The following is a 15,166-nucleotide window of genomic DNA, read 5'->3' as shown; positions in this document are numbered from 1 at the left end:
CCACCACTATTAATAGTGGTGGTGGGTTTCATCTTGTTAATTATTTTTTTCAAAAGCTAGTTTAATACCAAATCCAATTAGGACGACTCCTGTTAGCCCTTGAATATAACGTTGCGTCTTTGGTTTTTTCATAAAAGCACTAATTTTATCAATTAAAAATATATAAAATGCAAACCAAATGACTGTTAAAACGAGGTAAGTAAGACCCATTACAAGAAGTTGAATAAATGTATTATGATTTGGATTTAAAAATTGCGGTAAAAAAGTTAAAAAGAAGACTGCAACTTTAGGATTTAATAAATTTGTAAGAAATCCTTGGCGAAAGCAAGAAGTATGTTCGTTTTCATTATTCAAAGATAGATCATTTGTATCTAAGTTTTCTTTGTTTCTTACTGCTAAAAGGGCTTTAATACCGATATATATTAAATAGAGAGCCCCAACGTACTTGAAAATAGAAAATAAAAGAGCTGACTTTACAATAAGTGCAGAAAGACCAATTACAGCAGCTAAAGTATGAATTAATAGTGCAATACATGTACCAAACACTGTTTTCACTCCACCGACTTTACCAGCAACCAATGTGTTTTTCGTAGCCATTGCTGTATCTGGACCAGGTAAAATGATAAGGCAAATAGACATAATGATGAAAAGAAGATAATTTTCTATCATAGCCGCCCCTCCTTTTTATTTTTAGAATATTTGATTAAAATCAGTGTAGCACAAAAATGGATTTAATAAAATTAAATTTTATTAAAAATTATTAAATAAAAAAAGGCTATATAGTAGCTGTAATTTCACTACTATATAGCCTCGATTTTATCCCGCTATTTGCGAGTAGTAAGATTTCCACCGCACAAGATTTAGCTGAAGCAAAGAAGTTAGGTGGGGGATGAACAAAACACCCACTCATTACAGTTTCATTTTATGCATTAAGTAAATTAAAGAAACGATTCACATCTTCTTCTGAAACGTCACTTAACTGTTTATATTTATAATTCGGATTTTGATCTTTATCAACGACAACGGAGCGTACTCCTTCGAAGAAATCTTCATGTCTCATGAAGTTTTTAGCAAGTATAAGGTCCGTAGCGAAACATTCTTCAACGGATTTATCTTGTCCATCAATAAACTGTTTTAATGTTACTTTTAGTGAAATAGGTGATTTTGATAACAGTGTTTCTTTCGTTTTTAGAGCAAAGGAGCTTTCATCTTTCTCCAATGAATGGATGATTTCTTCAATTGTATCGTAAGCAAAATGTGAATTAATTACTTCTAATGAAGGAGTCAGCTCGCTTTCTAAGTTTGGAGCAGTTGCGAATGTACGAATAACTTCTTTTAAATTAGTATGTACATCATCTTCTTTATGCCAATTTACACTTTCAAGTTCAGTAAGAAACTCTGGTAATGAATCAGATGTCATAAAGTAATCAGCAGCATTAATAAATAATACGTCAGAAGCTTTTAAAATAGATGCTGTTAAAGCAACGAAGCGTCCTGTATATCCAGGTGCTTTATTTAAGAAATATGCAGCTCCGACGTCTGGGAAGAAGCCGATATTCATCTCTGGCATTGCCCATTTCGTACGTTCAGTTACAATGCGATACTTCGCACCATTTGTAAGACCGACACCACCGCCCATTACAATTCCATCTAAACAAGCAATAATCGGTTTTGTATATTGATAAATATATGTATCAATTTCATACTCTTCTTCAAAAAAACGTTCTGCATGTTGCAATGCCACTTCATTGGAACGCGCTTCATAAAGAGTTTTAATGTCGCCACCTGCACAAAAACCTTTTGTGCCAGCTCCTTTTAACACGATAAGTGCAATACGCTCATCGTGTTCCCACTCTTTAAGTTTTTGTCCGATAGGTTGTAACATGTCATAAGATAAAGAATTAAGTGCTTTTGGACGGTTTAAAGTAATTGTTGCAACGCCGTTTTCACTAACAGAAAATAAAACGTGTTCAGTCATAATGCATCCTCCCTTACATATCTTCTTATTCTTAATTCTTGATATGTACTGAAATGTCCTTTATAAATTTTGTCAAAAGTTGACGGTAAATATTAATTTGGTCACCGCATATTTTGACGAGTTATCTTTGCAGGATTTCAGAGACTGAGGGGGAATATTACAACATTACTGTAAGTGTAATTATTTGAAGTTATAATGATAAAAGCGCTATTATATAGGTGTGAATTGTTCATTATCAATTCTAAAAAGAGTGTTTGAAGAAAAAATGAATCGTACAATTGTAATAAGAAATTTTGCACTGAATTAGAAATAGAGAAAGGAGAAATCGGAATGCCAGGACCTTTACTATTGTCGGTTATTATTTTGTCTTCTTTAATGATAGGGATAACGCAGTATTTTCATCATACAGATACGACAGAAGAAGTGAAGGATAAAGTACGTCTCGTATTTCCGATTTTTATAATATCTATTTCATTCTGTATTTTATTAAATAAAGATGGGTACATTGTCGCAGTGTTCTCATTTTTCGTCGCAATCGTTTTAATTACCGTTTTATATTATGTAATGAAAGACTTTATACAAAAATAAAGATGTCACAATAGGCATTTTTATTTTGGAGAAAATATAAAATTTCACATACCGTACTTTATATAAAATACATAAAACATATAACAATAGAAAAGTGTGTACTTTGCTGTGTATGTACTTGTCAATCTTGCATAGCCACTATACTATTAAAATGTAGAGATTATAAAAAGGGGTTGTATCTATCATGAAATTTGAGATGCACACAAAAATTATTTCAAATGAAAAAGAAGTAAGATTACATATTGAAGAAAATATATTTCAATTAATATTGGATGGTTATCACTTATTTACAATTCAAGAAATATTGCCTTTATATAAATCAAATGAAGAAAGAATTGGAAGTGCAACGATATTGAAGCTAGAGTGGGAGAACGGAAAAACTACAATAAACTATCAACTCGTTTCACTAAAATCAGTAAATTAAAAGGAGTAGAAAAATATGAAGTTATTTCATACAGCGGATTGGCATTTAGGTAAGCTTGTTCATGGCGTGTATATGACTGAAGACCAAAAGATTGTATTAGATCAGTTTGTACAGGCTGTTGAAGAAGAAAAACCAGATGCTGTAATTATTGCAGGGGATTTATATGACCGAGCAATTCCACCTACAGAAGCAGTAGACTTATTAAATGATGTGCTGCAAAAAATAGTTATTGATTTACAAACACCAGTTATTGCAGTAGCTGGTAATCATGATAGTCCGGATCGTATCCATTTTGGGAGTAGTTTAATGAAAAAACAGGGATTACATATTGCAGGCCAATTTCAATTCCCGTATGAACCTGTTGTACTAAGTGATGAATATGGAGAGGTTCACTTCCATCTAATACCGTATGCAGACCCAAGCATAGTTAGACACGTGTTGAAAAATGAAGACGTACGTTCTCATGATGATGCGATGCGCATTTTTATGAATGAGCTCTCTGAAACAATGGATAAAGAAGCTAGACATGTATTTGTTGGACATGCATTTGTAACTTCTTCAGGAGAAGCGGAGGAGAATACAAGTGATGCAGAACGACCACTTTCAATTGGTGGTGCTGAATATGTAAATAGTCATTATTTTGATAAGTTTCATTACACAGCGCTTGGACATTTACATCAAGCGCATTTCGTACGTAATGAGACCATTCGATATTCAGGTTCACCACTTGCCTATTCAATTTCTGAAGAGAAACATAAAAAAGGTTATTACATTGTAGAACTGAATGAAACTGGTGAAGTAGCAATTGAAAAAAGGTTACTTTCACCACGTCGTAAAATGCGAACAGTAGAAGCGAAAATAGATGAATTATTACAGCACCCAGTAAGTGAAGATTACGTATTTGTAAAATTATTAGATGAAAACCCTGTCTTACAGCCAATGGAGAAAATACGATCTGTATATCCAAATGCAATGCACGTTGAAAGAGCGATGCAAAGGCGAGAACTCACAGATACAAATGAAGTAACGGTTTCAAGACATAAAACGGATGATTTATCTCTTTTAAAGGCTTTCTATAAAGAAATGAAAGGGTTAGATTTATCAGAAGAGAAAGAACGCCTATTTATAGATGTATTACAAACAGTGCAAGAACGGGAAGGTGAACGAGGATGAGACCGATTCAGCTTATTATGACAGCATTCGGGCCATATAAACAGAAAGAAGTAATCGATTTTGAAGATCTTGGAGAACATCGTATTTTCGCTATTTCTGGGAATACGGGAGCTGGAAAAACAACGATTTTTGATGCGATTTGTTATGTGTTATATGGTGAGGCTAGTGGAGAAGAACGTAGTGATACGAGCATGCTTCGAAGTCAATTTGCTGATGATGATGTTTATACAAGTGTAGAACTAACCTTTCAATTAAAAGGGAAACGCTATGAAATAAAAAGACAACTTGGACATAAAAAACAAGGGAATAAGACCATTACAGGACATGCAGTAGAATTATATGAAGTTATTGATGGAGAAAACGTTCCAGCCGTCGATCGTTTTCATGTAACAGACGTAAACAAAAAAGTGGAAGATTTAATTGGGTTAAGTAAACATCAATTTAGTCAAATTGTTATGTTACCACAAGGTGAATTCCGAAAACTATTAACATCTGAGACGGAAAACAAAGAAGAGATTTTACGTCGTATTTTTAAAACGGATCGTTATAAATTAATGCGTGAGTTACTTGATCAAAAGAGAAAACAATGGAAAGACGTCTTGCAAGAAAAACAAAAAGAGAGAGAGCTCTATTTCCGTAATGTTTTTAAATTACCAATCCGTGATGGAGCATTATTAGAGACATTAGCGGCACAAGAACATGTAAATACGCATCAAGTAGTAGAAGCGTTAGAACAAGAAACAACAGTGTATAAGGCAGAGGTTGAGCAATTACAAGTAGAACAAGATGTTCAAACGAAGCAATTAAAGGATGCAGAAACACGTTTTCATGCAGCAAAATCTGTAAATGAGAAATTTATAGATTTACAACAAAAGAATGAGAAATATAACACTTTACAAGAGAACCGTGCAGCAATTGAAAGGAAAGAAAAATCCTTTAAACGTGCGGAACAAGCAAAGCGCTTATTACCATTTGAACAATGGTATGAAGAAGCGATGCAAAATGAGCAGAAAGCTGAAAGTTTGTTAAAACAGATAATCGTCAAACAAGAACAGATAATGAACAGCTTTGAACTTGCTCAGGAGAAGTATGAAGTAGTAAAGAATAAAGAAGCTGAACGAGAAGAGGCTAAAAAACTTGTTCAAAGATTAGAAGAGTTACAAGCAATCATTGAATCATTAGCTGAGAGAAAGCTGAATTTACAAAATGCCGAAATTCAAATAGGGAAATTAAAAGAAAGTATGCAAAAGTTGGATCAACAACTAGAAGAGCATACAAGCCAAAAACAGAGAATGTCTGATGAATTGCAGCAATTAGAACAAGCACTTGAGCAATATGTAGCTAAAGTAGAAGAACTAACGAATATGCGAGAAGATGCAAAAGTTTTAAAGCAAGCATATGATGTTTGGCAAGAAAAACAAAAATTCGAGCAAGAAAAAGAAGTGGCAAATAATAAAATGCACGTGGCAGTTCGTGCATATGAAAACATGGAGCGCCGTTGGTTAAGTGAACAAGCTGGTATATTAGCTCTTCATTTACATGACGGTGCATCTTGTCCGGTATGTGGTAGTACGAATCATCCGCAAAAAGCTACAGAGCAAAGTAATGCGATCGATGAAAAAGAGTTAAACGATTTAAGAGATAAGAAGAACATTGCTGAAAAATTACATGTGCAAGTAGAGGAGAAATGGAATTTTTATCGACTACAATATGAACAAGTGATAGAAGAAGTTGTGAAGCGTGGCTATAACTCCGAAAAATTAGTTGAAACATATAGTGTACTTGTTCAAAAAGGAAAACAATTAGCAGCAGACGTTAATACGTTAAAAGTAAGTGAAGAAACACGTAAGCAGATTGCTGTGAACATGAAAAGCGTAGAAGAAAAAATAGAAGAACTTCAGAAACAAAAACGGGAAGTAGAAACAATGCAGCACCGTACAGAAATGGAGTGCATGCAACTTCGTACGTCATATGAACATGATAAACGAAATATTCCAGAAAACTTGCAAACAGTACAAGCTTGGAAAGCACAGTTTGACCAAGCTATGCACGAACTTAGGTTAATGGAGGACGAATGGAAGAAAGTGCAGGAAGCGTATCAACATTGGCAAAATGAAAATATACGTATTCAAGCAGAACAGAAAGGTGCTTCTAATCAATTTGAAAGTGCAAAATTGAAGAAAGAAGAGACTTTCGCACGCTTTATGAAAGAGCTAGAACAAAGCGGATTTACAGATCAATTCACGTATAAAGAAGCCAAATTAAGCGATGCCGAGATGGAGATGTTACAGAAAGAAATTCAAGGTTATTATTCATCTCTTGAAGTGCTTGCAAAACAAATTGAAGAGCTAAACTCAGAATTAAAAGATAAAGAGTATATGGATATTACATCTTTAGGTGAACACATAAAAGAACTAGAAATTAATCTCGATATAATTAAAGAAAAACGTCAACGTGCGCAAAATGCGGTAACATATATTTCTGATTTACATGAAAACATTAGACGTATTGACGAACAAATTCACGAGGAAGAAAAAGCCTTCCAAGAACTTGTTGATTTATATGAAGTAATGAAAGGTGATAACGAAAGTCGTATATCATTTGAACGTTACATCTTAATTGAGTATTTAGAACAAATTGTTCAAATCGCAAACGAACGACTACGTAAATTATCAAATGGACAATTTTATTTAAAACGAAGTGAACGAGTTGAAAAAAGAAACCGTCAAAGTGGATTAGGCTTAGATGTGTACGATGCATACACTGGCCAAACGCGCGATGTAAAAACATTATCCGGCGGAGAGAAATTTAACGCATCACTTTGCTTAGCGCTAGGAATGGCAGATGTCATTCAAGCATATGAAGGTGGTATTTCCATCGAAACGATGTTCATCGATGAAGGGTTCGGTTCATTAGATGAAGAATCATTAACGAAAGCAGTTGATGCCTTAATTGACCTACAAAAATCAGGCCGATTTATCGGTGTCATTTCACACGTACAAGAGCTGAAAAACGCAATGCCAGCTGTATTAGAAGTAACGAAGCAGAAGGATGGGTGTAGTCAGACTAGGTTTGTGGTGAAGTAAGCTTAGAAAATGGAGTAGGGAATCTATCGATACTTTTAGTGTCATATGTATGAATCATAAAACGTCGTCTCTTCATATTGGAGGCGACGTTTTATTTTATAAAATATCTATGAATTATCTGTAGAAGGCGGCGTATTCTCCAAACGATTATAAGTTTTAAAGGCTGAAATTGCTGAGATAACCCCGCCTACTAAAAATAAAGCGGATCCTCCAACTAAGATGATACGACTGACATATGTTTCCCGTGCTTCTTCGACTTCTTCTTGTAACGCTGTAGGCATATGAATTCCCCTTTATAAAAGTTGTTTTATAAATAGTATATACAAACGCCTAAAATGTGTTAAAATAACTGATGATTTTATGCAGTGGGTAATTAGATGAGTAGGATGCGAGTGGCTAAATAAATCTTCATCACAAATTTATGCGAACTTCACATAGAGCACATATTAACATTGTATTATGTATATGTACCAAATAAATAAAGTGAATGTAAGTTCTGTTTTCAAAAATTTAAAATCCTTTTATTTCTATATAAAAGTTTTAATCGAGGGTTTTAAAAATTTTGGAAATAGATCTTATAAAAATGGAATTCATATAAAAGGGGAATGTCTTATGACAACATATACAAGTGAAATGAAAAAAACTTTAGTTTCAGAAGAAGATGTAGATATTTTAAAAATCATGGCGCATCCAATCCGACTGCAAATTGTAAATGAATTAAGTACAAGAAAAACTTGTAATGTAACACAATTAACAGAGTTACTGAACATCCCGCAATCTACTGTTTCACAACATTTATCAAAAATGAAGGGTAAAGTGTTACGAGCAGAGAGAAGAGGTTTAGAAATTTATTATCATATTAACAATTTAAAAGCGAGTAAGATTGTTAATGTTTTAGGGTATATAAACTAGTGAAATATTTTTATATAAAATAGCCCCTGCTGTTTAGCAGGGGCTATTTTGTGTTGTTTTATGTATTTGTATTTAAAACTTTATAGTTTTTATGATTTACAATTGTTCGATCAAATTCAAAAGTACCACCGCTTACATTTGTAATTTCAACTAAGACCGATTCAGTATAAAGTTTTAGTACAGATCCTGTAATCTTTAAATTGTTTCGTTGAAAAAGTATAGTATCCCCTACGTTTGCTTTCATAGTACCTCCTCATTAAAGACAGAAATATTTTTTATTATATATATTAAACCACGGATAGATATATTAGTGAATATTTAGTTTTATTTATTGGAAAAAAATTTGTGATTTTATAAAAAATAAGGTGAATCGAAGTATAAAAAATTTTTCTATTGTATTTAATCAGTAGTTTTTTGTATTTCATCCTTCGTTTTTTGTAACTGATTCCATGTTTTTGACGCTCTATCTTGTAAGTACTTACATAAACAGAAACATCTTATACAATGAAGGTGTCAAATCAAAAGAGGTGACCAAAATGAACATAAAAAAAGTAAATTTAGCGAATAGCATTGAAATAGAAAGAGGAGGCGGAAAGGTATGAAAAAATCAACTGTTAATCCATGGTTTGTTGTCCTTGGCACAGTCATAGTACAAATGGGGCTTGGGACGATATATACATGGAGTTTATTCAATCAGCCTTTAGTTAGTAAATACGGTTGGAGTCTTAACGCTGTTGCGATAACTTTTTCAATTACTAGTCTTTCTTTAGCATTTTCAACTTTATTTGCGAGTAAATTGCAAGAAAAATGGGGACTTCGTAAACTTATTATGATAGCTGGATTAGCATTAGGACTAGGGTTAATACTTAGCTCACAAGCGTCCTCATTAATATTACTTTATGTACTAGCAGGAGTTGTTGTAGGTTATGCAGATGGTACAGCATATATCACTTCACTATCAAATTTAATAAAGTGGTTTCCAGAGCGTAAAGGTTTAATTGCTGGTATTTCTGTCTCTGCATATGGTTCAGGTAGCTTAATCTTTAAATACGTTAACGCACAGTTGATTGAATCAGTTGGTGTATCGCAAGCATTTATATACTGGGGTTTAATTGTTACAACTATGATTGTAATTGGTGCTTGTTTAATCCATCAAGCTGCAGATCAAGGAGCAGTTCATGAAACAAAAACTAAGGAATACACAACGAAAGAAATGTTAGGCACAAAACAAGTATACTTATTATTTATCATGTTATTTACATCATGTATGAGTGGCTTATACTTAATTGGTATGGTAAAAGACATTGGTGTTCAACTTGTAGGGCTTAGCGCAGCAACAGCAGCTAATGCGGTGGCTATGGTTGCAATCTTCAATACATTAGGTCGTATCATTTTAGGACCGTTATCGGATAAAATTGGGCGTTTAAAAATCGTTACTGTTACTTTTGTTGTTATGGCGAGTTCAGTCTTAGTTCTAAGTTTTGTAGATTTAAATTATGGTATTTACTTCGTATGTGTAGCAAGTGTAGCGTTTTGCTTTGGTGGAAATATCACTATTTTCCCAGCTATTGTTGGTGATTTCTTCGGTATGAAAAACCATAGTAAGAACTACGGAATTGTGTATCAAGGATTTGGATTTGGGGCGCTTGCAGGTTCCTTTATCGGTGCACTTCTAGGTGGATTCAAACCAACGTTCATGGTGATCGGTGTATTATGTGTCGTGTCATTCATTATCGCAATTTTAATTCAAGCACCTAAACAGAAAAAAGAACAAGAAGAAGAGTATCGCAGCGTAGCATAAGTATACAAATCTTCTATAACACTATGATTACGAAAAAGCATCCTATTCTATTAATTAGGATGCTTTTTTTATGAGTTATTTTAACAAGGTTAAATTACTTTTGGGATTTTTATAGATGTAAAAGTGAGTGGAATACCCATTTGGAATATATTAGAATATGATAAATTGATACATCCTATTCGAAATATATATTAAATCTTAAATGGTAAAGAAGACATTCATTAGTATTTGTAAGATATATTTTCAGAAAAATATTGAGAAAATATATACTTGAGTTTTTCATAAAGCATTGTAAATGAACGTATCTCTAGTTTATCTTCTTCAATTTTAAAAAGAGGAGTTTGAATTTTATTTATAATATAAGTACATTCAATGCGTTTAGGTATGATTTTATTAAGAAGCATTAAAATACTTTGTCTGAAAAATAAAAAAAGATTGACAAGTTTATTGAGAAACATTATCATTTCGGTGTAAGATAGTAAATGAAAAACATTATCAATAAAATGGATTTTAAAGTAATGCGCACTTGACCAATTAGTTTAGTAAGTGTATTATTTTTTACAACACAACTGATAATGAAAATCAATATCATTGGTGTTACTTAATGAAATTAATGTTTATGTGAAAGGATAGAGAAAATGAACTTAGGGGAATTTGATGGGAAAACAGTTTTAGTAACAGGTGCAGCACAAGGCATAGGCAGTGTTGTTGCCAAAATGTTTTTAGAAAGAGGAGCCACAGTTATTGCGGTTGATCAAAATGAAGAGGGGTTAAATGTACTCTTAAATCAAAATGAATTAAATAATACACGTATGAAAACGTTTCGTTTAGACGTGAGTGATAGCGCTGCTGTTGATGACATGGTAAATCATATTGCAAATGAAATAGCGCCAATAGATATTTTAGTAAACGTTGCAGGGATTTTGCGTATGGGACCAATTCATTCGTTAAGTGATGAAGATTGGAATAAAACATTCTCTGTAAATACTACAGGGGTTTTCAATATGTCCCGAGCGGTAAGTAAAAATATGATGTTAAGAAAATCAGGGGCAATTGTTACAGTCGGTTCAAATGCGGCAAATACGCCGAGAATGGAGATGGCTGCGTATGCTGCGTCAAAGGCTGCAACGACGATGTTTATGAAATGTTTAGGACTAGAGCTTGCGGCATACAATATACGCTGCAACTTAGTTTCTCCAGGTTCTACTGAAACTGAGATGCAAAGATTACTATGGGCTGATGAGAATGGAGCTAAAAATATAATTGCTGGTTCTCAAAATACATATAGACTCGGAATTCCATTACAAAAAATTGCACAACCTTCAGAAGTTGCTGAAGCAGTGTTATTTTTAGCCTCAGATAGAGCAAGTCATATTACAATGCACAATTTATGTGTCGATGGCGGTGCTACGTTAGGAGTTTAATAAAAATTCAGGAGGTTATTATATTATGAATGAACATATAGCTGTAAAGGAATTGTCAGAAAAACTTTTAGAAGATTATAAGACTGAATCTTCATTCTTTTTTGCTTCACCAACTCGAACTATATTAGCAGAAGGAGAGTTTACTACAGTAAAGCATCGTGAAATTGAAAATTTCCCAGAGCTTGTGCAAGCGACATTAAGTAATGCGAAACAAGCTGGAAATCCAAATCCTATCGTTGTGGGTGCTTTGCCATTTGATCGTAGAAAAGAAGTCCAACTTATCGTACCAGAATATAGTAGAATTTCTGAGCGTTTACAATTGGATACAACAAATCAGCTTGAAACAAATGAGAACGTAACATTTGAAATGACGCCAGTACCAGACCCTGAAGTTTATATGAATGGTGTGAAGCAAGGAATTAAAAAAATACAGGACGGTGATTTAAAGAAAATCGTTCTATCTAGATCGTTAGATGTTAAATCTTCCGAAAAGATTGATAAGCAAAAACTTCTGCGAGAATTAGCAGAACATAATAAGCATGGTTATACATTTGCTGTGAATTTACCGAAAGATGAAAAAGAGAACAGTAAGACGCTAATTGGAGCAAGTCCTGAATTGCTTGTTTCACGTAATGGTATGCAAGTTATTTCTAATCCGTTAGCTGGTTCAAGGCCACGTAGTGAGGACCCAGTAGAAGATAAAAGAAGGGCAGAGGAATTACTTTCTTCTCCAAAAGATTTACATGAACATGCGGTAGTAGTTGAAGCGGTTGCCGCTGCACTTCGTCCGTATTGTCATACATTACATGTTCCAGAAAAGCCATCAGTTATTCATAGTGAAGCGATGTGGCATTTGTCTACAGAAGTGAAAGGTGAACTGAAGGATCCAAATACTTCTTCTTTACAATTAGCAATTGCCCTTCATCCTACGCCAGCAGTTTGCGGAACTCCGATGGAAAAAGCAAGAGAGGCTATACAGCATATCGAGCCATTTGACCGCGAGTTCTTTACAGGAATGCTAGGATGGAGCGATTTAAATGGAGATGGAGAATGGATTGTTACAATTCGTTGTGCTGAAGTACAAGAAAATACACTGCGTTTATATGCAGGAGCTGGAGTTGTCGCTGAGTCAAAACCAGAAGATGAGTTAGCAGAAACATCAGCTAAGTTCCAAACAATGCTAAAAGCTTTAGGGTTAAGAGATAGTTCACTTAATGAAAAATAGGGGGAAGAAAGAATGCTAGTAGGTTATACAGAATGGCCAAAAGAATTTGCCGATCATTATCGAGAAGAAGGATGTTGGCTTGGTGAAACATTTGGAGGAGTATTAAGAGAGCGGGCTGAGAAATATGGAGATCGAATCGCGGTTGTAAGTGGTAAGAAGCATATAACATATAGTGAACTTGATAAAAATGCAGATCGTTTAGCAGCAGGTTTACTGAATTTAGGAATAAAGAAAGAGGACAGAGTTGTAATCCAGTTACCTAACATTATCGAGTTTTTCGAAATATGTTTTGCACTATTTCGAATTGGAGCGCTTCCTGTCTTCGCACTACCTTCACATCGAAGCAGTGAAATTAGTTATTTTTGTGAGTTTGGCGAGGCGAGCGCTTACGTTATTTCAGATAAGGCTCTCGGTTTTGATTATCGAAAACTAGCAAGAGAAGTGAAAGAGAAAGTGCCAACTTTACAACGTGTAATTGTAGTGGGGGAAGAAGAAGAGTTTGTGAACATAAATGATCTGTATATGGATCCCGTCTCATTACCAGAAGTTCAGCCAAGTGATGTTGCATTTCTCCAATTATCAGGAGGGACAACAGGTCTTTCTAAATTAATTCCTAGAACACATGATGACTATATTTATAGTTTACGTGTAAGCGCTGAAATTTGTAATTTGAATGCAGAAAGCGTCTATATGGCAGTTCTTCCGGTAGCACACAATTACCCAATGAGTTCTCCAGGGACATTTGGAACTTTCTATGCGGGTGGAAAAGTGGTATTGGCAACTGGTGGTAGTCCAGATGAGGCATTTGCTCTTATTGAAAAAGAAAAAGTTACAATTACAGCGCTCGTTCCGCCATTAGCAATGATTTGGCTTGATGCTGCATCTTCTCGTAATACCGATTTATCGAGCCTAGAGGTTATTCAAGTAGGTGGTGCTAAGTTTAGCGCTGAGGTTGCAAGACGTATACGCCCTACATTTGGATGTACGTTACAGCAAGTATTCGGTATGGCGGAAGGATTAGTGAACTATACAAGATTAGACGATCCGGAAGAAATTATTATTCATACACAAGGTAGACCAATGTCTGCACTCGATGAAGTACGAGTTGTTGATGAAAATGACAACGATGTACAACCTGGCGAAGTAGGTAGTTTATTAACAAGAGGTCCATATACAATTCGTGGTTACTATAAAGCTGAAGAGCATAATGCACGATCATTTACAAAGGATGGGTTTTATCGCACAGGTGATCTTGTAAAAGTAAATGAACAAGGATACATCATTGTAGAAGGAAGAGATAAAGATCAAATTAACCGTGGTGGTGAGAAAGTTGCTGCGGAAGAAGTTGAAAATCATTTATTAGCACACGATGCGGTCCATGACGTAGCAATTGTATCTATGCCTGACGATTATTTAGGTGAACGCACCTGTGCTTTTGTTATAGCTCGCGAACAAGTTCCGGCAGTAAGTGAATTAAAAATGTTTTTAAGAGAACGTGGTATAGCGGCTTATAAAATTCCAGATCGAATTGAATTTATTGAATCATTCCCGCAAACAGGAGTCGGAAAAGTCAGCAAAAAAGAACTACGTAAAGTCATTGCTGAAAAACTTATTACAGTAAAACAATAATAAAAACCGGAAGGAAGTGATTAGATGGCTATCCCATCTATTTCAGTATATAAAATGCCAATTGAATCAGAACTACCAAAAAATAAAGTGAATTGGACACCAGACCCGAAACGTGCAGTACTTTTAATTCATGACATGCAAGAATATTTTCTTGATGCATATAGCGATAAAGAATCACCAAAAGTAGAACTTATTTCAAATATTAAAATGATAAGAGAAAAATGTAAACAACTTGGTATACCAGTTGTTTATACAGCGCAACCTGGTGGACAAACGTTAGAACAAAGAGGTTTATTACAAGACTTTTGGGGTGACGGTATTCCTGCTGGACCAGATAAAAAGAAAATTGTTGATGAACTTACTCCTGATGAGGATGATATATTCCTAACAAAATGGAGATATAGTGCATTTAAAAAGACAAATCTATTAGAAATTTTAAATGAACAAGGAAGAGATCAACTCATTATTTGCGGTATTTATGCGCATATTGGATGCCTTTTAACAGCTTGTGAAGCATTTATGGATGGTATAGAGCCGTTCTTTGTAGCAGATGCAGTTGCTGATTTTTCACTAGAGCATCATAAACAAGCATTGGAGTATGCATCTAATAGATGCGCAGTAACGACATCAACAAACCTACTGTTAAAAGATTTACAAAGTGTAAAAGGTGATGAGAGTGAAGGAATCACTATACAGCAAGTACATGAACTAGTTGCACAACTACTTCGTGAGTCAGTAGAGAGTATTGATATTGATGAGGACTTATTAAATAGAGGGCTTGATTCGGTCAGAATTATGAGTTTAGTAGAGAAGTGGCGTCGTGAAGGGAAAGAAATCACGTTTGCAGATTTAGCAGAACGTCCAACTGTTGCAGGTTGGTACAGCTTACTATCTTCACAAACAGCACAGGTGCTGTAACAAATAGA

Annotated in this window: 14 protein-coding genes; 10 read left to right on the top strand and 4 right to left on the bottom strand. The window is 34.5% G+C overall.

Annotated features, from left to right (window positions below):
• Positions 1–36: 36 nt before the first annotated feature.
• Entirely contained in the window at positions 37–669 is a 633-nt protein-coding gene (locus MRP26_RS00140; RefSeq protein WP_000572360.1) for a LysE family translocator, read from the bottom strand.
• Between the two features lie 253 nt (positions 670–922).
• Complete coding sequence (locus MRP26_RS00135) at positions 923–1,978, bottom strand: enoyl-CoA hydratase/isomerase family protein (RefSeq protein ID WP_074047299.1); 1,056 nt, start codon at positions 1,976–1,978, stop codon at positions 923–925.
• 330 nt (positions 1,979–2,308) lie between these two features.
• Between MRP26_RS00135 and MRP26_RS00130 the strand changes: the two genes are divergently transcribed.
• From MRP26_RS00130 to MRP26_RS00115, 4 genes are all read left to right on the top strand, one after another.
• Positions 2,309–2,566, top strand: a complete 258-nt coding sequence (locus tag MRP26_RS00130; RefSeq protein WP_001119409.1) for a hypothetical protein — start codon at positions 2,309–2,311, stop codon at positions 2,564–2,566.
• A gap of 184 nt (positions 2,567–2,750) precedes the next feature.
• Positions 2,751–2,990: a DUF2584 family protein gene (locus tag MRP26_RS00125; RefSeq protein WP_000667344.1), complete on the top strand. Its 240-nt coding sequence runs from the start codon at positions 2,751–2,753 to the stop codon at positions 2,988–2,990.
• 15 nt (positions 2,991–3,005) lie between these two features.
• A complete protein-coding gene (locus tag MRP26_RS00120; protein WP_078400722.1) occupies positions 3,006–4,163 on the top strand; it encodes an exonuclease SbcCD subunit D in 1,158 nt (385 codons plus the stop codon).
• Complete coding sequence (locus MRP26_RS00115) at positions 4,160–7,249, top strand: AAA family ATPase (protein WP_242805818.1); 3,090 nt, start codon at positions 4,160–4,162, stop codon at positions 7,247–7,249. The genes MRP26_RS00120 and MRP26_RS00115 overlap by 4 nt, the downstream gene beginning before the upstream one ends.
• A gap of 107 nt (positions 7,250–7,356) precedes the next feature.
• On the opposite strand, the gene MRP26_RS00110 is transcribed toward MRP26_RS00115, so the two are convergent.
• The gene (locus MRP26_RS00110) at positions 7,357–7,530 is read right to left on the bottom strand and encodes a hypothetical protein (RefSeq protein ID WP_001141667.1); all 174 of its coding nucleotides are present in this window, start codon (positions 7,528–7,530) and stop codon (positions 7,357–7,359) included.
• Positions 7,531–7,861: 331 nt separating this feature from the next.
• On the opposite strand from MRP26_RS00110, the gene MRP26_RS00105 reads away from it, so the two are divergent.
• Positions 7,862–8,161, top strand: coding sequence for an ArsR/SmtB family transcription factor (locus MRP26_RS00105; RefSeq protein WP_000214794.1), 300 nt, complete (start codon positions 7,862–7,864; stop codon positions 8,159–8,161).
• A 58-nt stretch (positions 8,162–8,219) separates the two neighbouring features.
• Here the strand turns inward: MRP26_RS00105 and MRP26_RS00100 are convergent, their stop codons facing one another.
• Entirely contained in the window at positions 8,220–8,405 is a 186-nt protein-coding gene (locus tag MRP26_RS00100; RefSeq protein ID WP_000646793.1) for a YkvS family protein, read from the bottom strand.
• A 354-nt stretch (positions 8,406–8,759) separates the two neighbouring features.
• Between MRP26_RS00100 and MRP26_RS00095 the strand changes: the two genes are divergently transcribed.
• From MRP26_RS00095 to MRP26_RS00075, 5 genes are all read left to right on the top strand, one after another.
• Positions 8,760–9,962 carry an L-lactate MFS transporter gene (locus tag MRP26_RS00095; RefSeq protein ID WP_157418121.1) on the top strand — a complete coding sequence of 401 codons (1,203 nt, stop codon included), beginning with the start codon at positions 8,760–8,762 and terminating at the stop codon, positions 9,960–9,962.
• A gap of 638 nt (positions 9,963–10,600) precedes the next feature.
• Positions 10,601–11,386, top strand: a complete 786-nt coding sequence (gene dhbA / locus MRP26_RS00090) for a 2,3-dihydro-2,3-dihydroxybenzoate dehydrogenase (protein WP_053564563.1) — start codon at positions 10,601–10,603, stop codon at positions 11,384–11,386.
• Positions 11,387–11,411: 25 nt separating this feature from the next.
• Positions 11,412–12,611 (top strand): isochorismate synthase DhbC, encoded by a 1,200-nt coding sequence (gene dhbC, locus MRP26_RS00085; RefSeq protein ID WP_001002071.1) that lies wholly within the window; start codon positions 11,412–11,414, stop codon positions 12,609–12,611.
• A gap of 12 nt (positions 12,612–12,623) precedes the next feature.
• Positions 12,624–14,240, top strand: coding sequence for a (2,3-dihydroxybenzoyl)adenylate synthase (locus MRP26_RS00080; RefSeq protein ID WP_053564561.1), 1,617 nt, complete (start codon positions 12,624–12,626; stop codon positions 14,238–14,240).
• A 24-nt stretch (positions 14,241–14,264) separates the two neighbouring features.
• Entirely contained in the window at positions 14,265–15,158 is an 894-nt protein-coding gene (locus MRP26_RS00075; RefSeq protein WP_016512869.1) for an isochorismatase family protein, read from the top strand.
• The last annotated feature ends 8 nt before the right edge of the window (positions 15,159–15,166 follow it).

Source organism: Bacillus sp. CCB-MMP212, from assembly GCF_022748145.1.
GTDB lineage: Bacteria > Bacillota > Bacilli > Bacillales > Bacillaceae_G > Bacillus_A > Bacillus_A cereus.
The sequence above is the reverse complement of the archived record's forward strand: the minus strand, read 5'-3'. Positions and strand labels throughout refer to the sequence as shown.